The organism is Duncaniella dubosii (assembly GCF_004803915.1).
GTDB lineage: Bacteria > Bacteroidota > Bacteroidia > Bacteroidales > Muribaculaceae > Duncaniella > Duncaniella dubosii.
Map to the genome: position 1 here is coordinate 1,423,047 of NZ_CP039396.1, position 19,770 is coordinate 1,442,816.

The following is a 19,770-nucleotide window of genomic DNA, read 5'->3' on the forward strand; positions in this document are numbered from 1 at the left end:
TAACGTATATTAAGCTTGTTGCAGAAGTGCAAAAACACGTTTTAATATTTTAGCGTAATTTCACATTATAGTTAAGTTATTGGATAGCTGATAGTTACTATCTGTCGTCGGGCGGTTTTACCACTATTTTACATTTTTTGACTTGGCATTGTTTTTTCAAATGCTTCAAAATGACTATCTTTGATGTGAACGAACGAAAGATGTAAAATTTCGTTAAAACCAGATAAATGGAACAGACTCTAATCATATTCAAGCCATCTTCTATCGAGCGCTCCCTTGTCGGCCGGATTCTCTCCCGCTTCGAGCAGAAAGGTCTTGTCATCACCGGCATGAAGATGATGAAACTCTCCGAAGAGCTTCTGCGCCAACACTACGCTCATCTTGTTGACCGTCCATTTTTCCCTCTGATTCTTGCCTCTATGACTGCATCGCCGGTCATAGTAATGGTGTTGAAGGGTGTCGATGCAATTTCGGTTGTGCGCGGCATGACAGGTGCGACAAACGGCCGTCAGGCAGTTCCCGGCACTATAAGAGGTGATTTTGCGATGTCAAATCAAGAAAACCTTATCCACGCCTCCTCCTCTGCCGAGGATGCTGAAGTTGAAATCAGACGTTTCTTTTCGCCTGATGAGATTTTTGACCGAACTCCGCTCCAGACTCCGTTCGTTTACTGTTCGCTGGAACTCCAACCTTGAAAATACGTCTGCAAGTATCTTAACCTTAAGCCATCATATCGCTCCTCCCACTGGAAAAAACATCAAAGTAGACCAATGAAATTTTTAAAACTCAAAACTCTTCTCGCAACTTTACTCATATCGACAGCAGCATTCACTGCAAATGCTCAGCTAAAGTTACCTGCCTTACATACAAACCAACATAATTCTCTGATAGCAAACCAGAAACCATCAATCAACCCTTTTAAGATTGAGAACAACGATTTGCTTCTGAATCAGATTAAAGAGCGAGAGGCTGCTATGAACAACGAGATTTATGCCTCGTTCTGGAACAGCGACCGTGTCAATCCTTACGGGACAGCGGTGACAATTCCCGAACACAAGGATATTGACGTTTCCGAATACACTACTCCTACCCCGGGTCACATAACATCCAACTACGGATACCGCTCGCGCTTCGGACGCATGCACTATGGTATAGACCTGAAACTTCAGGTGGGTGATACGGTCCGCGCTGCTTTTTCCGGCAAAGTCCGTCTGACAAAATATGAAGGACGCGGATATGGCTACTATGTGGTTGTCCGCCATGACAATGGTCTTGAAACCGTTTATGGTCATCTAAGCCGCTTCCTCGTTAAGCCTGACCAATATGTCAAGGCCGGAGAGCCGATTGCTCTCGGTGGTAACACAGGCCGCAGCACCGGTGCCCATCTCCATTTCGAAACCCGCTATCTTGGCATTCCTATCAATCCGGCGGCTATAATAGATTTTGAAAACGGAGTTACGCATAAAGATATTTTTGCTTTTGACAAGCGGACTTACGGTAAGTCTCAGAAATATTCTCCCACCAAACGTTCGACAAAAAAATATGCTTCCCGTAAGCGTAAATCAACCAGACGCTCGACGGCTACTGCGAAGAAATAATCCATACATAAAAGCGATATATGACAATGGCCTCCACAAATAGTGGAGGCCATTGTCATATATCGCTTTTTGACGGATCTGCGAGCGAATCCCAGAAATCTTTTTTGAAATACCGCCCTCATGTATAATTCAGAGTTTTTCTTTTTCAAGTCCGCGGCGAGTCTCGTCGGTCACGGGCACAAGCGGCAGCCTCAACACTTCTTTGTAGCGGGGGAACAGTATATGGAGCATACATTTTATACCCGAAGGATTGCCGTCTTTGAAAAGCAGTGAATAGAGTGCTGAGAATTGCTGGTGGAGCTTGGCGGCGGCTTCAGGGGTTTCATCCTCCATGCTGCGGTGAATCATATCGACGAATTGTGACGGATAGGCATTGCCGAGCACAGAAATCACACCGTCGCCGCCGATTCGGATCATGCTGTGGGCAAGAGAGTCGTCGCCCGAAATGACAAGGAAGCCCTCGGGACGGCGGGTAATCACTTCCTGTGCCTGCTGCATATTGCCGCTTGCCTCTTTTATCCCGATGATTTTGCCACGAAATTCTTTGGCGAGACGGATAATGGTGTCGGTGTTCATGTTTACGCCTGTTCTTCCCGGAATATTATAAAGAATCACCGGTATGGGTGAGGCTTTGGCGATTTCGGCGAAGTGACGGTACATTCCTTCCTGCGTCGGTTTATTGTAGTAGGGGACTACCGACAGGATCGCATCAAATTCGTCCATGCGCGGTGTTTCAGTCAGTTCCTTGACGACCGAACGGGTCGAATTTCCACCTACGCCGATCACTACCGGGCAGCGGTGGTTCACGTAGTCAAGGATGTGAAGCGCAAGTTCGTGTTTTTCATCCGCAGACAAAGTCGGGGTCTCGGCAGTTGTTCCAAGAGCCACAATGTAGTCTGCCTTGCCATCGATAAGATAGTCAAGGTGCATGTCGAGCGTATGATAGTCAATATCTCCGTTTTCCAGAAAAGGGGTTGTCAGCGCGACACCCATTCCTCGCAAATGCTCTGTTGACATAAAAAATTAATATTATTTTATAATGTGTCAGTTTTACCTAAACAATAATGACAATTCCGAGTTGAAACCGCCTAATATATTGCAAAATTACAAATTATTCTCAAACCCTGCAAGTTCCGCGTTGCCTATTGCCATGCCGCATGTTATAGGTGCCACTATCGGAGAGGGTGTCTATTCAACGGAGACATATATTTCTGTTTGGTATGTTAAAATTTGTTATTTAATAGTACCTTGTATTGCATAGTACCTTGCGAGTCTATATCTTTGCACTGTCAACGGAAATAAGTGCACGTCTCCGTTGCCGTAACCCACCAACAACTTCATCATTGAATCATGAACATAGACAATCTCAAATCACAGATGCGCAAAGGCATGCTTGAGTTCTGCGTTCTTCTTCTCCTTAAGCGCGGCGATGCCTATGCTTCCGAGATGATAGCACGGCTTAAGGACGCTCATCTCATCGTGATGGAAGGGACTCTCTATCCTCTCCTCACCCGCCTTAAGAATGACGGACTGCTTTCCTACCGCTGGGAAGAGTCGATGCAGGGACCGCCACGGAAATATTATTCCATCACTACGCTCGGACTTGATTTCCTCGGCCAGCTCCAGTCTTCGTGGGACGACATATCACGCTCTGTCAATCTTCTTCTCTCCGACCAGACAACTATCTCTAACACCTCAAACATCACAGAAGAATGAAAAAGACATTTCCCGTCAACATCAATGGTAATATATTTTATATAGACGAAGATGCTTATAAGCTGCTTCTTGATTACCTCTCTCAACTCCGCACGACTTTTACCGGCGCAGAGGGTGAGGAAATAGTCAACGATATCGAGTCGAGAATCTCCGAACATTTCGACGAACGCATCCGCCTTGGAGCAAACGTCATTGTGCTTGAAGATGTCAACCGTGTCATCGAGACTATGGGGCGTCCGGAAGAACTGTCGGATGAATCACGCCCCGAAACCGACAGCCAAGAGGAGACGACTGATAGCTGCGGCTCGCAGAACGTCCCTCCTTTCAACGGCACTCAGGCGTGTCCGCCCCCTCCGATCCACAAACGCCTTTTCCGTGACATACGCCATCGGGTGTTCGGAGGCGTAATTGCCGGACTTTCGCAGTATTTTGACTGGGACGTGACCGTAATGCGAATACTGTTCGTAGTTCTTACGCTCTGCACCTACTTCTGGCCTTGCGTGATTATCTATCTCGTGGCATGGATGGTTATCCCCGTCGCACGCACTCCGCGTGAGATTCTTGAAATGCAGGGACAGCCGGTGACTCTCGACAATATCGGACAGACGGTCATCAACAATTCAGTTCCTCCTGCCGCTCCGGTTCCTGACACGGACACATCATCATTCGCCTATTTCGTCAACACGTTCTTTTCCATAGCCGCTAAATTCATCCTTGGTTTCTTCGGACTGATAGCGGCAGTGACAGCTATCGTGTTCTGCTGTCTGATTCTTGTGGCAATCTGTGGAATCATAATTTACTGGACGAGCGGGGCGACCACCATACTTGATGGCCTTGACATCTTGGAAACCGCAGCTCCGTATATTTCTTCATGGGGAGGAATCGCAATATTCTGTGCAATCCTTCTGCCGGCTCTTGCCGTCACATGGGTAGCGTCGTGTGTGCTGTTCAAAGCAAAGACACCTTCCAAAGCCGGAATCATAACCGCTGTGATTCTCGAAATCATAATCATAGCCATAGCAGCCGTACTCATGGGGCTTGCCGACCATTATGAGGATCAGGCATTCTGCTTATTCTATTCAATGGCTCAACCAATCTCATTCTCCCTCACCTCATCAATCGACTCTTTGTCACAGGTGGCTGAAACTGCCGCATCCATCCCTTCGCTCACCCGAAATGCCGTAATCCCCTCGGCCATACTTGTCGCACCGGCTATAACCGCGTAGGCTGTATGAAGTGGGTGAAATAAGACTCAAAATAGCATTGAAGGCTGTAACTTCTTGTCGTAAAGACTAATTTTATATAAATTTGCAAGCGGACAGCAGAAACCATAAGTCCGCTTGCAAATTTTTTTATCCAAATGGCCCGACGACACACAATATATAATATATGGCTATTCGTCATATTCCTGACCTTTCTTACGGCAGCCTGCAGTACTGACGGAACGAAGATTGCCGAAGATGTCATTCCGATGTCCGATATAGACCACCTTCGGGTTGCGGGAATGACCGCACTCAACAGGGCGGATTTTGACAGTGCGATAATATGTGGCCACCGTCTGCTGGAGATTGCTGATAAAAGCAGTGGGCGTGCGGCTCAGAATGCCGACATCTATGGAAACATTATTCTCGGACAGGGTTTCCTGTTCAACGACAGTGTAGGTCACAGTTACCGCCATCTTCACGAAGCGGAACTTCTGTGTCTGAAACATGGCAATGATTCCGCACTTGCTTCCGTCTACAACGGTCTCGGCCTGTATGCCTCTAACATTGAAAAAGACTTTCCCGGAGCGTTGCGTCACTTTTTCAACGGACTCGATGCCGCCAAACGTTCGGCAAATCAACGCTTACATTCATTGCTCCTTGTAAACATAGCCTCGATCTATGCTCTGAACGATGACCCGGCCGGACTGAGATATGCGCTTGAATGTTACAGGCACGGCAAGCGTAACAAGGATAATTTTCTATGCTACACAGGTGCGATGACTGCGGCCTATTCCTATGCACTGCGCAAAACGGATACGTCGAAGGCTCTTGACTATATCCGGGAGGCTGAAATCATTCTCCATTCTGATTCTATACGCGACGGGTCGTCACTTTATTATATATACGGACTTCTGCTGCGCCAGCAGGAGCGTGATTCGGAAGCGGCCGAGTGTTTTCGTCAGTCGATTGATTTGCTCAAGGCCAATCACAATGAGGGCGATATCAGAAGTTTCATCGAGTATTCCGACATATTGTTTAAAAGAAACAGGCATACGGAGGCTGTCGCAGTCCTTGATTCCGCATTGATGATTACTGACAGCGGCCATTCCGGGATATTTCGTCAGGATGTCCTTAAGGCGCTTGCCGTCACCCACCGTCTGCTTGGAAACGATGTATTGTCACGGAAATATTTCAGCATAGCTGAAAATGAGAATAATGTCGAAGATAAAGCCGGCAAAGAACTCATCATCGAACATATCAAGAGCAAATATGACCTTGAACGTGCCGATAACGAGGTCAACCGTCAGCGTGTCGAGCTTCTTGAAAAGGAGCGTATCGTAAATTTTCTGATTGCAGCCGTAGCCGTAGCTCTCATATTGTCGGTAAGTTTTATTTATCTTTACCGGCGGAAAAGCCGTCTGTACTCTACAATTGTCAGACAGATGACGGAGACCGCGCGAGAGGAAACCAGACTGCGCGCCACCATCAGGCAGCTGGAAGATTCGATGTCATCGGCATCTGGCGATAAACCGGCAAAAGATAGTCAGCCTGATGCTCCTTCATTGAAGAAGTCGCCTATTCCTGACCATCTTGTAGCGGCTTTCGAAAGTCTTATGCTTGATCCTGCGGTTTATACCGACAATCTGATTTCAAAAGACAAAATCGCACAGATGCTGAAGACCAACCGCACATACGTGTCGCGTATTGTCAACGAGGTCTATGGGATGACTTTTCCACAGTTCATCAACAGTCTTCGTGCCAAGGAGGCCATACGCCGACTTTCAGACGCAGAATGCGACACACCTCTGAAAGCCCTGTCATCGGAACTCGGTTATAATTCAATGACTACTTTCTACACTAAGTTCAGCGAGGCCACCGGCATGACTCCCGCTGCCTTCCGTGAAAAATCCCGCTCGATAGCTGCCGGTCAGACTCCCGGTGGGGACAATGACAAATCATAACCGTTTATTGGTATAAACTTTCAGTTTGCTATAATTCATCGGGGTTTGGCTTATAAATAATTTCATAAACGGCAAAATTTCCGACATTGTAATAGCAAATTTGCCTTTGTTTCATTATTTTATGGTTAATTTGCAAATGAAAGTTTAACCAATTCATTGTCCATTTCATGAAAACCTTAACCGACTTTATCAACCGAGGTCTCATGGCGGTCATCACTCTTGTCATCACCTTCAGTGCCGGAGCGCGTACAATATCCGGCATAGTTGTCGATGAGAACGACGAACCGCTTGCCGGTGCGACCGTCAGAGAAATTCCCCTGAGTTCCGATAATTCCGTGGCAATGGTCATAACGGATCTTAACGGGCATTTTTCCCTGACCGTACCACAGACCGCCACTGAAATTGAAGCCTATTTTCTCGGCTATCTGACCAAGAAAGTCAAACTGACTTCCGCGGATTCCTACAAGATAGCGCTCCAGCCAAACGACGAAATGCTGGATGAGGTGGTGGTCACCGGCTATCAGACACTGTCAAAAGAACGCACCACCGGCTCTTTTGCGAAAATTGACCGAAAGCAGCTTGAAAACCAGCGGATCACGTCAGTGAGCGATATGCTTGAGGGACATATTGCCGGTTATACCGACGGTAAGATACGCGGAACGACCTCTATGCAGGGAATCACGACTCCACTCTATGTGGTTGACGGTTTCCCTGTCGAGCGTACTGAAGTCACCTATGCAGGCGGAGGTTTCAGCGAATCAGTGCCGGATATAAATATCGACGATATTGAAAGCATAACAGTCCTTAAGGATGCGGCTGCCACTTCGATTTATGGAGCGAGAGCCGCCAACGGTGTTATCGTCATCACAACCCGCAAAGCTCAGAAAGGGAAGGTCAATGTGATGGCGTCGGCAACCTTTTCGGTAACACCCTATAAACGTTACAACACATATACGCCTGATGCTGCCGAGGTGATTGCGGAAGCCCGCGACTGGATGTCGCAGAATCCTAACTTCAGCGGTGAAGGAGCAGTGGATTATGCGGAGAATATGTTGCGCAACAGCAGTAATCTTTCTCCCCATGTCAAGGCGATCTATCAGCGCTATGCCGGAATGATAAGTGAACAGCAGTTGAATTCAATGCTCGACAACTGGGCCTCGCAGGGATACCGTTACTATGATGAAGTCGATGACATCGAACGCCGCGATGCGACTACACAGCGCTACAGCCTTTCGATCTCGTCATCGGGGGAGCGCAACAGTTTCGTCGGGACGGTATCCTACAACCGTGACAACTACAACGCCATACATTCATACAGGGATGCGCTTGATATATCTCTGCGCAACACGATCGACATGACCCGCTGGCTATCTGTAGACCTCGGGGCTTATGTCAACTATTCCGGTTCGCAGACGCAGACATATTTCCTGTCGTCGCCCGGTTTCACTGTAGCTCCATATATGAGTTTCTATAACGAAGACGGTTCCACGATTGTCAGCCGTCAGGAGGACAGGCTTACTCAGTCGCGCTTAAATGCCATCAACAAATATGGTCTTTACAATGAGGATATTGACCCTATGGATGAACTCGGACGCTCAAATTCGACTACAAGCGACCTGCTGACACGTGTCTATGCTCGCCTGAATTTCAAGATAACCGACTGGCTGCGCTTCACGACTCAGTTCCAGTATGAGTTCGGTAATTTCCAGCGCAAGCAGATTTCGGAGCAAGAAACCTATGCGGTGCGCAGTAAAATCAACAACTTCGCCTCGTCGCCTGACGGTGTGAATGCCAAGTTCAATCTTCCCTACGGTGACATATATTCAAATGGCACCAATGACCAGCGCACGTATAATTTCAGAAATCAGCTTGATTTCAACAAGACTTTTGCCGGGGTGCATGACATAACGGCAATCGCCGGTATGGAAATGCGTCACAACAAGACCCGTTTCGAGAGCAATACTCTCTATGGCTATGACGATGATCTTAATCAATGGACAGTTGTCGACCAGTCGGCTATCCAGTCATTTTCCAATGCCATTTTCAGCCGTCCATGGATTGCCGCGACTGACTTTGCCTCAATCAATGAACTGACCAACCGTTTCATTTCATTCTATGGCAATGCCGCTTATGCGTTTGACAACAGATATATGATAAACGGCTCTATCCGAACCGACCGCACGAATCTTTATGGTACGAGCAGCAAGTATCAGGGTAAACCTATCTGGTCGACGGGTGTGGCGTGGAGAATAGATCAGGAGGAATTTTTTAATGCCGGATGGGTCAATATGCTAAAATTGCGTGCGTCATACGGCATCGGCGGCAACATAGCCAAGAACCGCTGGCCATATACAGTAGCTTATTATTCGACCAATACTCATCCGGGAGTAGGCGGTATGCAAGGTTCGATAAGTTCACGTCCTAACCCGAAACTGCGCTGGGAGAAAACCACCACAACCAATGTCGGTGTTGATTTCGCGCTTTTCACCAACCGTCTCAACGGTTCTGTCGAATACTATAATAAGAAGGGCACAGACCTCCTTGCTTCCTCCAACGGTATCTCGGTTGAAGGACAGGGTTTCTCAACCAATGTCATCAACAATGGCGAGATGACCAACCGTGGTTTTGAATTGAATGTCAACGGCGTTATTATCCAGAACCGTGACTGGTCTTGGAGTGCGCAGGGGGTGATAGGCTATAATCATTCCAAGGTAGACTATGTGAATGTCGAAGCTCCTGTCTATTTTCTGCAGCTTGATCAGCCGGAGGCATTTCCGCGTGTCGGAGTCCCGTTTACCGCTCTTTATGGATATAAGTGGGCCGGTCTGAGTGCTGACGGTCTGCCTCAGGTATACGATGCCGAAGGAAATGTTTGCAGCAGCAATACCCCGACAAATCTTGATGACATCATATATCTTGGAAGCTATACCCCGACCTATAGCGGTTCGCTTTCAACCAACCTCCGCTGGCGTGAACTTACGCTCTCCGCATTGTTCCTGTTTGAAGGCGGACATAAGCTGCGTTGTGCCGATTTCACTTACAATGACCGCTGGAAGAATCCGGGCGATGAGGCCGTCACTGATGTCCCGCGCTATGTGGCCGGTGAAAATCCGTCGCTTTATTGCAATATGGACCTCTACAACCGGTCGTCTGCCGTTATCCGTGATGCGTCCAACATCCGTTTCCGCAATATCTCTCTTACATATAATGTTCCCGGCCTGTGGTGCTCAAAATTTTATGCCAAGGATGCCCGTCTGATGTTAGGAGTGGAAAACATTGCCGTTTTTGCAAAGTCGAAAGCAGCAAAACATACTATCGGAGGCTATCAGAAACCAACCTATATGCTCTCACTTAATCTCGGTTTCTAAACATTACCAAAGAATTGAAAAATGAAAAAATATATCTCGTTAGCCCTCATTGTGCTGACTGCCGTTATCACTGTCAGCTGCGACAATTATATCGATGTGATGCCTAAGGGCATGCGTATACCTAAAACTCTTGCCGAATATGAGGCGCTGTTGCGCTATGAGTATGCGGTGAACTATCTGCCGTCGCTTCAGGACCAGTATCTGCTCAACGACCGTTTTGTCGGAGCTAATAATTGCCGTAATGTCGATGACCTTCGTACGGCACACTACATGTGGAAAGATTCGCGCGACAGAACCGAACTCAACGCCTCGGCTGAAGATGTGTTTGACAACGGCTATGGAATCATCGGCATAGCTAATACAATCATCGAGGAAGTGCCCGGTGCGACTGAGGCGACAGAGGCTCAGAAAGCAGAGGTCATGGCCTATGCATACGCCATCCGCGCATTTGTACTGTTTCAAGTGGTGAACTATTATGCCGATGCCTATACTCCTGAAAAAGCCGCCGCCACTCCAGGTATACCGTTGATTTATAGCGGCGGTCTCGGGTCTCCGTGGCATCAGGGATCTGTAAAGGAGGTCTATGATCAGATTCTTGCCGACTTCAACAAGGCTATTGAACTCGGAATCCCGGAGACGTCAATGACTGCCATCCATCCCAACCGTGCTGCCGTCGAAGGTGGGCTGGCACGTGTCTACCTTTCGATGCGTGACTATGACAAGGCTCTGTCGCATGCAGAAGCAGCTCTTAAACTGCACGGAGAACTGTTTGACTGGCTTGAGTTCTATAACAGCTACAAGGAGCGTATTGAAAATCCGGAAGACTATACGGCTATCACATCGCCGATGGCGCACACATGTGTGGAAAATCTGTGGTTCTGTTCCGGTAACGGCAATCCGAACTATCCTTGCCGCGACATGGACATTTCAATCGAGCGTGCAGCCAGATTTGAACAGGGCGATATGAAATTTCTCGTAAGATGGAAAAAATACCAGTCATCGACCGACCTTTACTATCAGGGCATTCTGAGCGGTTATTACAATCTTGCAGGTATCGCTACGCCGGAAGTATATATGATTAAGGCTGAGTGTCAGGCTCGAAATGGTGCGGTAGACGATGCGATGCAGACTCTCGACATTCTCCGTAAGTCGCGCATACATCCCGATTTCTATCAGCCCTCGTCGGCTTCGACTACCGCTGAAGCTATCGAGCTTATACGCCGTACTAAAGACAACGAGATGATGAACACCATGATTCCCTTCATCGACATGAAGCGCTATAATGCCGAAGGAACCTATGCGCGGACTCTTACGAAAGAATTCGACGGACAGCGCTATGAACTCAAGCCGGATTCTCATCTTTGGACAATGGTTTTTCCGGCCAATGCGATAAATCGTCCGGGCAATGGAGTCCTTACTCAAAACAGCAAGTAGTTAACCTAAATACACATTATAATAATGAAAAAAACGTTTATTGCCGCCGGGCTTGCGGTGTCATTGCTCACCACGGCCTGCGGAAGCTCTGAAAAAACATCGTATACCATACACGGTGAGATTGCTGGTATACCCGACAGCTCGGTTGTACTTCTTTCTTCTTTGACCCATACATCTCCCGACACGATTGCCGAGGCCGTGGTCACCGACGGTAAGTTTGAAATCACCGGTGTGGCAGAGGAGCCACGTGCGGTCACACTCTATATAAAGGATAACTACGGAAGCAAGGTCTTCATGCTTGAGAATGCAGACATAAGTATAAACGGAGTAGTGAAATCCAATGAAGTTCCCGACGGTAAACTTCGTTTCGATTTTGACGAGGTCTCTGTGTCAGGTTCTCCGATGACCGATACATATAATGAGAAAATGTCAGGCCGCCGTATGCTCGATTCGATGTTTATGGCTCATCAGGCCGCATATCGTCCCTTGATTGATAAATATTATGAAGCTCGTCAGAACGGGAACAGTTCTCTTGTCGACTCGATTAATGCGTCGGAAGAATACAATCGAATGAGGATGGCCGAAAAAAATCTGTTTGCTGCCGCAGACTCGATTTTTGACGCATCGGTCATTGCAAACAAGGATGATTTCTGGGGGCCGCTTCTCATGATTTCTCAGACCAGCTATCTGTCAGCAGGCCAGCGCGAGCTTTATGAAAGCCTTAGCGACAGTGCGAAAAACAGTTACTACGGCCGTCTTGTATACGATGAACTGTATCCCGTAGGCCGTCCGGGCGATAAGATGCCGGAATTTGATGCGGTCACTATTGACGGGACCAAGACCGGCCTTGCAGCTCTGTGTAAGGATAAAAAATATGTCATTCTTGACTTCTGGGCATCATGGTGCGGACCATGCCGGCGTGAAATTCCCAATCTGAAGGAAATATATTCGGATTTCGCCGACAAGGGATTTGACATCATAAGTGTGTCAATCGATAAGGAAGAAAAGCCGTGGATAAATGCTGTCGAAAATGAAGGTCTGAAATGGGTCAACATCCGCGACATAGACCATAGCATAGCAGATAAGTATAAGGTTTCAGCAGTTCCTACGATGTATATAGTAGATTCCGAAGGCCGTCTGGTGGCAGAAAACCTGCGCGGAGAGGAACTTGCCGCAAAAATCAAGGAACTTTTCCAAAACTAAATCACCGGGAATAGATATCCTTAGTACATGTAGTAGATGTGCATTTATCGTATTGCGCATACTCATGAGTGGATTCCTTAACGGTCATATATGACAACTTCTTTATGCAGAAAGGTCATCGCATAGCGGTGGCCTTTTTGCATAAACTTATTTTTAAATTAATGGGATTTTTGAATTTTTGTCCCATTTTTTCGCTCTGAAAGCCTCTCTCGCTTGTTTTATTCAAAAAAGTTTTCTATTTTCGCTAACGACAAAGACACCATCAAACCGAGCAAGGCATGAACCTGATTGAGCAATTTCTCGAATATCTAAGATTGGAGCTCAACTATTCGAAGCTCACCGTCGACGCTTACCGTGCCGACCTTAAAGCTTGGGCTGTCTTCGCTACTGACAATTGTCCTGACTCGCTCAGACCGATGGATGTCACAACATCTGACTTGCGACTGTGGATAGGCGCTCTGGCCTCCGGTGGCAACTCGGTGCGCACCATCCGCCGGAAGGCTTCATCGCTGCGGGCGTTTTTCCGCTATCTGATGAGCCGTCATGGCCTTGATTCCAATCCGGCTTCAGGACTCATCCTTGCAAAAATACCAAAGAACCTGCCGGTCTATATCCGTAAGGAAGACACGGAGCGCATTCTTGATGACGTTGATTCGGAAACAGACGGTGAATTCACCGCGTCGCGCAATCGTCTCATTATAGATTTGTTGTATTCGACCGGAATGCGTTGTTCCGAACTCGTAGGACTCCTTGATGTCAATACCGATACCCGCAAGGGTGAACTAAAAGTGCTCGGAAAGCGTAATAAAGAAAGAATAATACCTATCGGTCCGGAGCTCATGGAGGCTATCGATGCTTATCGGGTGCTTCGCGACAGTTCGCCGGACACGTCAATCTCTCTTCACGACCGTCAGGCCCCGCTACTTGTAAAGGCGGACGGAGCTCCGCTCTATCGCCGTCTGGTGTATAGGGTTGTAAACAGAGCTTTGACCGAGGGTAATGTTCATGCTGCAAGGCTGAGTCCTCACGTTCTGCGTCATTCGTTTGCAACCGATATGCTCAACGCCGGCGCTCCGATCAGCTCCGTCCAGCAGCTTCTTGGTCATGCCTCTCTCGCATCAACTCAGATTTACACTCACGTCACGTACAGTGAACTTAAACATAATTACCAACTCGCACACCCACGTGCACTAAAAAAAGGAGGAAAAAATGGAAACTAAAATCAATGCCATCCACTTCGACATCAGCGAGAAACTCACTTCCTTTATAAACAAGAAAATAGATAAGCTGACCCGCCGTTATCCTAATGTAATGAGCGCTGAAGTCTCTCTCCGCGTGGTAAAACCTGAAACCGCCCTCAACAAAGAAGCTATAGTCAGCCTTATGGTCCCGCAAGAACCCGATCAGGTGGCGACAAAAACAGCCGATACGTTTGAAGAGGCTATCGATCTCTGCATGGAAGCACTCGACCGCCAGCTCGAAAAAGTAAAAAATAAGAAATAATTCTTTAATCTAAAAACTCTCAATACATATAAGTTCAGAGATCAAGAAACATCCTGATATCAGGAACAGGGAATAAACCTGAATTAAGTTCATAAAAAATCAAGGGCAACCTGGTCAAACCCGACCGCGGTTGCCCTCTGTATTTCTATTGACTATGCACCTTGTTATATTTTAATTTTAAAATTTGTGGAACCAATCTTAACTATATAAATACCTTTTTGTTCTATTGGAATTTCCCGGCTATCTCCCTTATATACCAATTTCCCAAGAGTGTCATATATCGAAACAATGCCAATTCCTTCAATATAGATGGTATCTCCTTTACTCCAGACTGCAATATTATCATTAGATATTTCATCTATAGATGAGCTCAAGCTGAAATATATATTTGTAAAACGCCTCCAATCCGACAATACATATTCCTGATATTTTATCTCAGGCACATATAAAATAGCATTTTTATAAACCTTTTCACTAAAAGCATTCTCGTCAAGAAATGGAGGAGTATAGGCTGAAACATGAACTTCTGTAATTTTATTATCGGGAAAAGCCATCCCGCATATAGAATCAATCCCTGATGGAATCCTTATAGAAATTTCATCTGTCTTTTCCATTAATTCAGAATCAAATATAGGCCCTTTTAATTTTGTAACCTCATAAGACAGTTGTCCATTATAACCTATCTTCTCCGGAATCGTCAATTCACCATTATTTCCCTCTATGTAATCTATAATTCTTGCAGGCAAGGTCTCCACGGCTCGTGCCGTACGTTCCACTGCTAAACCTGTCACAGCGATCACATGTTTAAAAGTAGCCAGTTCTTCAAACTCGCGCACATCTGACAACTCAAGATATTCCTCCCACCAGTCACAGTTAGCGTGAGGATATGCTATTGTGATAGTATTGCTAAAATAAAACCTGACTTCGTTTAGGAAATCTTCCAATATTGCCTTTTCCCTTATAAGTCCTGCTGTATCATTTACTTCCATCAATTGCTGACATACGGCAGACATTTCATTAAATCTGTCGAAATACGGTATCCATTTGTCAACATTAAATATTTTTGCCTCATTTCTACACTCTGATAATATAACGTCATTCAATCCCGGAATAATATAACTTTCAATCTTATCATATAATTCAGGAAGCATTCTCAGAATCTCTTCCTGCCGGATAAAAACTGCATCAATTTCACTATGCAGATTGAAAAAAACATCCCCATACGAATCATAACAGTCCTGATTATTAAATTTATCAATTGAATCCTGTAGCTCAGTGATTGATGCAAGCAAAATACCTGCGCGATCCGCAAAATCAACTCGACTTTCAACATATATTCTGCTTTCCTCTCCCAAATTCTTGAGTTTCTGACGACATAGTTCCACAAATTTTGTATTCCATGTCTGGATACGCATATTATTAGAATCCACAGAGTCCTTTAGTGTATTAAAATGTCCTTTAAAATCAGGCAATAGCTGTGGAGAAATCAGCGTTGCGGTTGATGCTTCAGGATATAACTTAAATACGAATCCTATCGTATCATTGAAAATATAATTACTTTCGTCCAACTGGAAAGCATACTCCCTTCCGTCAGCATTATTCATACACAACACTACAATAAAAGCACATAAAAAACTTTTCACTCTTTCCATGTTCTTAGAAGTTATTTAAGGGTAATCTGTCCTCCAACCACCGGTATTAAAGATAAAAAAGCGCAGGACAATGTTCTGTTTATCATAACAGAGGCATCGCCAAACGCCCATCCAAAAATAAACAGTCCACTCCCACGCCTAATCGGATATCTATACCCATCGCGGGGAGTTGACATACGACAAGCATGAACGTTGTCCGACTGCTTAATCCTTTTGGATAAAATTTTGGCGAAATTTCTGTTATAGGATAAAGCACGAAACGCTTCACAATATAATATGAATATGCGATGGCTCTCTTGTCATCGCACTACAAAAGTATATAAAATTTTTTGTGTACCAAAAGTACGAAATAGAATTCTGTTATTAAAGTTTTAAATTATAAATAGTTGAGAATATCAGAGAGGTATTGAGAGGCGGTCTTGCCTGTAAGGGGGTGCTCCCAGGTAGGGGAGAGGTTGGCGAGGGGGATGAGGACGAAGTCGCGCATGTGCATGCGCGGGTGAGGCAGGGTTAGTTGCGGATTGTCTATAATCCAGTCATTTATGGCAATAAGGTCGATGTCAATCGCGCGGTCGATATACTGCCCTTTGGAGTCGCGGTGTGGCGACGGGTCTATGCCGGTCTGTATGCCCTGTAGAATCTTGAGCACGTCAAGGGCAAATGTCTCTCTGACATGTGTGTCTCCCGTGTGGTCGCTGTCATTTGCCATGTCGGGGATGGCTTCTTTCAGCCGGATCATCATTCCGATGTTGAGGAATGGATTTGGCGATTCGAAGCCCCAAGGAGCTGTCTCCACGATGTCGGAGCATTTTATCTCCGCATCAGGGAAGGCAGATGAAACGGCGGCCACCGCACGCTCTATCAGAGCTTCACGGTGGCCGCTGTTTGAACCGATATTTAGATGTATATCAATAGTCGTCATTGTTCAAGCCAATGAATTCAGGCTGATTGTGGATGGCAGTCTGTCTTAAAGGCTCTTCTTAACCTCGACTTCCTCGTAAGCCTCGATGAGGTCTCCTTCCTGCACGTCGTTGTAACCGGCAATCGAGAGACCGCAGTCATAGCCTGAGGTGACTTCCTTGACATCGTCCTTCATGCGCTTGAGCGAACCAAGCTCTCCTGTATAGCGAACGATACCGTCGCGGATAAGACGCACCTTGCATCCACGCTTGATGCGACCCTCGCGAACGATAGCGCCCGCGATAGTGCCGACCTTCGAGATGTGGAATGTCTGGAGCACTTCGGCTGTACCGATGACCTCCTCTTTGATTTCGGGGGCGAGCATGCCTTCCATAGCGTCCTTGACTTCCTCGATGGCCTGATAGATGACCGAGTAAAGACGGATTTCGACTCCGTCGCGTTCGGCGGCACGGCGTGCGGCCTGGGAGGGTCGTACTTGGAAACCGATGATGATGGCATCGGATGCGGCAGCGAGGGTGACATCGCTTTCGGATATAGCTCCGACTGCCTTGTGAAGCACGTTGATTTTGACTTCTTCGGTCGAAAGCTTGATAAGCGAGTCGGAAAGAGCTTCGATTGAGCCGTCCACGTCGCCCTTGACGATGATGTTAAGCTCATGGAAGTTGCCGATTGCACGGCGGCGGCCGATTTCTTCGAGTGTCGTGCGCTTGGATGTACGCAGACCGAGTTCGCGCTGGAGCTGTTCGCGCTTGGTGGCGATTTCACGGGCTTCCTGCTCTGTCTCCATCACATTGAATGTGTCGCCGGCAGTAGGCGCACCGTTGAGACCGAGAATGAGGGTCGGTTCGGCAGGCCCGGCTTCGGTGATGCGCTGGTTACGTTCGTTGAACATTGCCTTCACACGTCCGAAATGTGTACCGGCGAGGATAGTGTCGCCTACGCGGAGCGTTCCGTTCTGCACGAGCACTGTAGCCACATAGCCACGACCCTTGTCGAGCGACGATTCGATGATCGAACCTGTGGCGCGGCGGTTGGGGTTTGCCTTGAGGTCGAGGAGTTCGGCTTCAAGAAGCACTTTTTCCATAAGTTCCTCAACACCGATACCCTTCTTGGCCGAAATGTCCTGCGACTGGTATTTACCACCCCATTCTTCGACGAGATAGTTCATCTGCGCAAGCTCTTCCTTAATCTTGTCGGGGTTGGCAGCAGGCTTGTCAATCTTGTTAATAGCGAATACGATAGGTACACCGGCAGCAGAGGCATGGTTGATAGCTTCGATGGTCTGCGGCATGACATTGTCGTCGGCGGCTACGATGATGATACAGAGGTCAGTTACCTTGGCTCCTCGGGCTCGCATTGCGGTGAATGCCTCGTGACCCGGAGTGTCGAGGAATGTGATGTGACGGCCGTCGGAGAGCTTCACGTTATAAGCACCGATGTGCTGAGTGATACCTCCGGCTTCGCCTGCAATCACATTGGCGTTGCGGATATAGTCGAGAAGCGATGTCTTACCGTGGTCGACGTGACCCATGACAGTGACAATCGGGGGACGTGTAACGAGTTCATCTTCGTTATCCTCTTCCTGATGGATGGCTTCGACAACTTCAGCTGAAACATATTCAGTCTGGTAGCCGAATTCCTCAGCCACGATATTGATGGTCTCTGCGTCAAGGCGCTGGTTGATTGAAACCATTACGCCGAGATTCATACAGGTTGCGATTACGTTGTTGATTGGCACATCCATCATGACGGCGAGGTCATTGGCTGTAACGAATTCGGTGAGCTTAAGCACCTTGCTTTCTGCTGCAGCTTCGACGGCAGCCTCATGTGCGCGGTTGGCGAAAGCCTCGCGTTTTTCCTTACGCCACTTGGCACCCTTCTTCTGACCCTTGTCTTTGGATGTCAGACGGGCGAGGGTTTCGCGTACCTGCTTCTGTACGTCCTCTTCGTTGACCTCGGTGTGGACGGGACGTTTGTTGCGGTCACGGTTGCGGCCTCCGCGTTCGCCACGCTCGCGATCGTTGCCGCCACGGCTGTTGTTACCGCCTCCGTGATTGTTTCCACCACCCTTGTTATTGCCGTTACCACCTTCGCTGCCTTGATTTACGGTCTTTTCGATGTCTACTTTTCCACCGATGCGACGACGCTTTTTGCGGTCACCGCCCTGCGAGGCATTTCCGCCGGCATTCTGACCGTTTTTGTTCATGCGCTCGTTGCGACGTTCTTCCTTTGATTTCTTTTTAGGACGGGTCGACTGGTTGAGTGCGGAAAGGTCGATGTGACCAACCACTTTCGGTGCGACAACCTGAGCGTCTGACTGATAACGGAACACTTCGTCTTCCTGTTTGGCAGGAGCGACTTCCGGCTTGGGAGTTTCCTTCACAGTCTCCTTCACAGGTGCGGGTGCAGGCTTCTGCTGCACTTTCGGAGTGTCGGATTTCGGTGTCGGTTTGACTTCAGGTCTGGGTGCGCTCTTTGGAGCTGCCGGTGCTGGAGTCTCGTTTTTGGGAGTCTCTTTGACGGCAGGAGTTTCCTTGACGGCCGTTTCTGCCGGTTTGATAACTTCAGCCGGCTTTGAAGCCTCGGCCTTCGGGGCTTCGGGTTTTACTTCTGATTTAGGCATTTCAGCTTTCGGAGTTTCCACTTTAGGAGCTTCTGTCTTAGGCATTTCAGGCTTTACAGGTGCTTCAACTTTAGCTTCCGGCTTTGACACCTCTGGTTTTGATTCTTCCTTGACAGGTGTTTTAGCCGGCGCAGGTGCGGAAGTCTGTTTTGCCGGAGCTTCTGCGGCCTTAGCGGGGGCAGGGGGTGTGGGGATTGGATTATTATGTTTGTCAAGCGATATTTTGCCTACCACTTTCGGACCTTGTATTTCAGACTGTCCTTTTGCAGATGATGCCGGGGAGGCAGGTGTGTTAACCGGAGCTGAAGCAGACTTTTCCTTTTCTTTTTCCTGACGGATGCGGTCTATGCGCTCGCGCTCCTTACGGTCGGGCTGGAAAGCCTCGACAAGGATATCGTAGGCACTCTCATCCAGACGGGTGTTAGGATTCGAGGCATCAATTGAGATACCCTTCTTGTTCAACTGGTCAGCTAACGATTGTATAGTGACGTTGAACTCTTTGGCGGCTTGACTGATTTTTATTCTCGGCATATATGAGATAGGTGGTAATGTTTTAATTTGTTAAGAGGGGAGAGGAGGAGTGAGT

14 protein-coding genes are annotated in these 19,770 nt (G+C 47.5%); 10 read left to right on the top strand and 4 right to left on the bottom strand.

Annotated elements, in window-relative coordinates:
* The first annotated feature begins 227 nt into the window (after positions 1-227).
* Both ndk and E7747_RS06210 read left to right on the top strand, forming a co-directional pair.
* Positions 228-695, top strand: coding sequence for a nucleoside-diphosphate kinase (gene ndk / locus E7747_RS06205; RefSeq protein ID WP_123613637.1), 468 nt, complete (start codon positions 228-230; stop codon positions 693-695).
* Positions 696-770: 75 nt separating this feature from the next.
* Positions 771-1,598, top strand: coding sequence for a M23 family metallopeptidase (locus E7747_RS06210; protein ID WP_136414790.1), 828 nt, complete (start codon positions 771-773; stop codon positions 1,596-1,598).
* A gap of 129 nt (positions 1,599-1,727) precedes the next feature.
* On the opposite strand, the gene dapA is transcribed toward E7747_RS06210, so the two are convergent.
* Positions 1,728-2,615 (bottom strand): 4-hydroxy-tetrahydrodipicolinate synthase, encoded by an 888-nt coding sequence (gene dapA / locus E7747_RS06215; RefSeq protein WP_136414792.1) that lies wholly within the window; start codon positions 2,613-2,615, stop codon positions 1,728-1,730.
* Between the two features lie 333 nt (positions 2,616-2,948).
* Here dapA and E7747_RS06220 point away from each other — a divergent pair, with 333 nt between their 5' ends.
* The 8 genes from E7747_RS06220 (at position 2,949) to hpf (ending at position 13,988) form a co-directional block, all read left to right on the top strand.
* The gene (locus E7747_RS06220) at positions 2,949-3,314 is read left to right on the top strand and encodes a PadR family transcriptional regulator (protein WP_123613634.1); all 366 of its coding nucleotides are present in this window, start codon (positions 2,949-2,951) and stop codon (positions 3,312-3,314) included.
* Positions 3,311-4,540, top strand: a complete 1,230-nt coding sequence (locus E7747_RS06225) for a PspC domain-containing protein (RefSeq protein WP_123613633.1) — start codon at positions 3,311-3,313, stop codon at positions 4,538-4,540. The genes E7747_RS06220 and E7747_RS06225 overlap by 4 nt, the downstream gene beginning before the upstream one ends.
* Positions 4,541-4,674: 134 nt before the next feature.
* Positions 4,675-6,480: a helix-turn-helix domain-containing protein gene (locus E7747_RS06230; RefSeq protein ID WP_136414793.1), complete on the top strand. Its 1,806-nt coding sequence runs from the start codon at positions 4,675-4,677 to the stop codon at positions 6,478-6,480.
* 167 nt (positions 6,481-6,647) lie between these two features.
* Positions 6,648-9,848, top strand: a complete 3,201-nt coding sequence (locus E7747_RS06235) for a SusC/RagA family TonB-linked outer membrane protein (protein ID WP_136414795.1) — start codon at positions 6,648-6,650, stop codon at positions 9,846-9,848.
* A 21-nt stretch (positions 9,849-9,869) separates the two neighbouring features.
* Complete coding sequence (locus E7747_RS06240) at positions 9,870-11,282, top strand: RagB/SusD family nutrient uptake outer membrane protein (RefSeq protein WP_123613630.1); 1,413 nt, start codon at positions 9,870-9,872, stop codon at positions 11,280-11,282.
* A 24-nt stretch (positions 11,283-11,306) separates the two neighbouring features.
* The gene (locus tag E7747_RS06245; RefSeq protein WP_136414797.1) at positions 11,307-12,485 is read left to right on the top strand and encodes a TlpA disulfide reductase family protein; all 1,179 of its coding nucleotides are present in this window, start codon (positions 11,307-11,309) and stop codon (positions 12,483-12,485) included.
* Positions 12,486-12,763: 278 nt separating this feature from the next.
* Positions 12,764-13,705 carry a tyrosine-type recombinase/integrase gene (locus tag E7747_RS06250; RefSeq protein WP_136414799.1) on the top strand — a complete coding sequence of 314 codons (942 nt, stop codon included), beginning with the start codon at positions 12,764-12,766 and terminating at the stop codon, positions 13,703-13,705.
* Positions 13,695-13,988 (top strand): ribosome hibernation-promoting factor, HPF/YfiA family, encoded by a 294-nt coding sequence (hpf, locus tag E7747_RS06255; RefSeq protein WP_123613627.1) that lies wholly within the window; start codon positions 13,695-13,697, stop codon positions 13,986-13,988. Before E7747_RS06250 ends, hpf begins: the two co-directional genes overlap by 11 nt.
* A 164-nt stretch (positions 13,989-14,152) precedes the next feature.
* Here hpf and E7747_RS06260 read toward each other — a convergent pair whose 3' ends face one another.
* From E7747_RS06260 to infB, 3 genes are all read right to left on the bottom strand, one after another.
* The gene (locus E7747_RS06260; protein ID WP_136414801.1) at positions 14,153-15,640 is read right to left on the bottom strand and encodes a T9SS type A sorting domain-containing protein; all 1,488 of its coding nucleotides are present in this window, start codon (positions 15,638-15,640) and stop codon (positions 14,153-14,155) included.
* A 376-nt stretch (positions 15,641-16,016) separates the two neighbouring features.
* Entirely contained in the window at positions 16,017-16,562 is a 546-nt protein-coding gene (locus E7747_RS06265) for a 2-amino-4-hydroxy-6-hydroxymethyldihydropteridine diphosphokinase (RefSeq protein WP_136414803.1), read from the bottom strand.
* Positions 16,563-16,607: 45 nt separating this feature from the next.
* Complete coding sequence (infB, locus tag E7747_RS06270; RefSeq protein WP_136414805.1) at positions 16,608-19,715, bottom strand: translation initiation factor IF-2; 3,108 nt, start codon at positions 19,713-19,715, stop codon at positions 16,608-16,610.
* Positions 19,716-19,770: the final 55 nt, after the last annotated feature.

Excerpts from the sequence above, each read along its gene's own strand:
- E7747_RS06230 (WP_136414793.1), top strand. The coding sequence starts at position 4,675 with ATGGCCCGACGACACACAATATATAATATATGGCTATTCGTCATATTC.
- E7747_RS06265 (WP_136414803.1), bottom strand. The coding sequence starts at position 16,562 with ATGACGACTATTGATATACATCTAAATATCGGTTCAAACAGCGGCCAC.
- hpf (WP_123613627.1), top strand. The coding sequence starts at position 13,695 with ATGGAAACTAAAATCAATGCCATCCACTTCGACATCAGCGAGAAACTC.
- E7747_RS06240 (WP_123613630.1), top strand. The coding sequence starts at position 9,870 with ATGAAAAAATATATCTCGTTAGCCCTCATTGTGCTGACTGCCGTTATC.
- E7747_RS06225 (WP_123613633.1), top strand. The coding sequence starts at position 3,311 with ATGAAAAAGACATTTCCCGTCAACATCAATGGTAATATATTTTATATA.
- E7747_RS06245 (WP_136414797.1), top strand. The coding sequence starts at position 11,307 with ATGAAAAAAACGTTTATTGCCGCCGGGCTTGCGGTGTCATTGCTCACC.
- E7747_RS06260 (WP_136414801.1), bottom strand. The coding sequence starts at position 15,640 with ATGGAAAGAGTGAAAAGTTTTTTATGTGCTTTTATTGTAGTGTTGTGT.
- ndk (WP_123613637.1), top strand. The coding sequence starts at position 228 with ATGGAACAGACTCTAATCATATTCAAGCCATCTTCTATCGAGCGCTCC.
- E7747_RS06235 (WP_136414795.1), top strand. The coding sequence starts at position 6,648 with ATGAAAACCTTAACCGACTTTATCAACCGAGGTCTCATGGCGGTCATC.
- E7747_RS06250 (WP_136414799.1), top strand. The coding sequence starts at position 12,764 with ATGAACCTGATTGAGCAATTTCTCGAATATCTAAGATTGGAGCTCAAC.
- dapA (WP_136414792.1), bottom strand. The coding sequence starts at position 2,615 with ATGTCAACAGAGCATTTGCGAGGAATGGGTGTCGCGCTGACAACCCCT.
- E7747_RS06210 (WP_136414790.1), top strand. The coding sequence starts at position 771 with ATGAAATTTTTAAAACTCAAAACTCTTCTCGCAACTTTACTCATATCG.
- infB (WP_136414805.1), bottom strand. The coding sequence starts at position 19,715 with ATGCCGAGAATAAAAATCAGTCAAGCCGCCAAAGAGTTCAACGTCACT.
- E7747_RS06220 (WP_123613634.1), top strand. The coding sequence starts at position 2,949 with ATGAACATAGACAATCTCAAATCACAGATGCGCAAAGGCATGCTTGAG.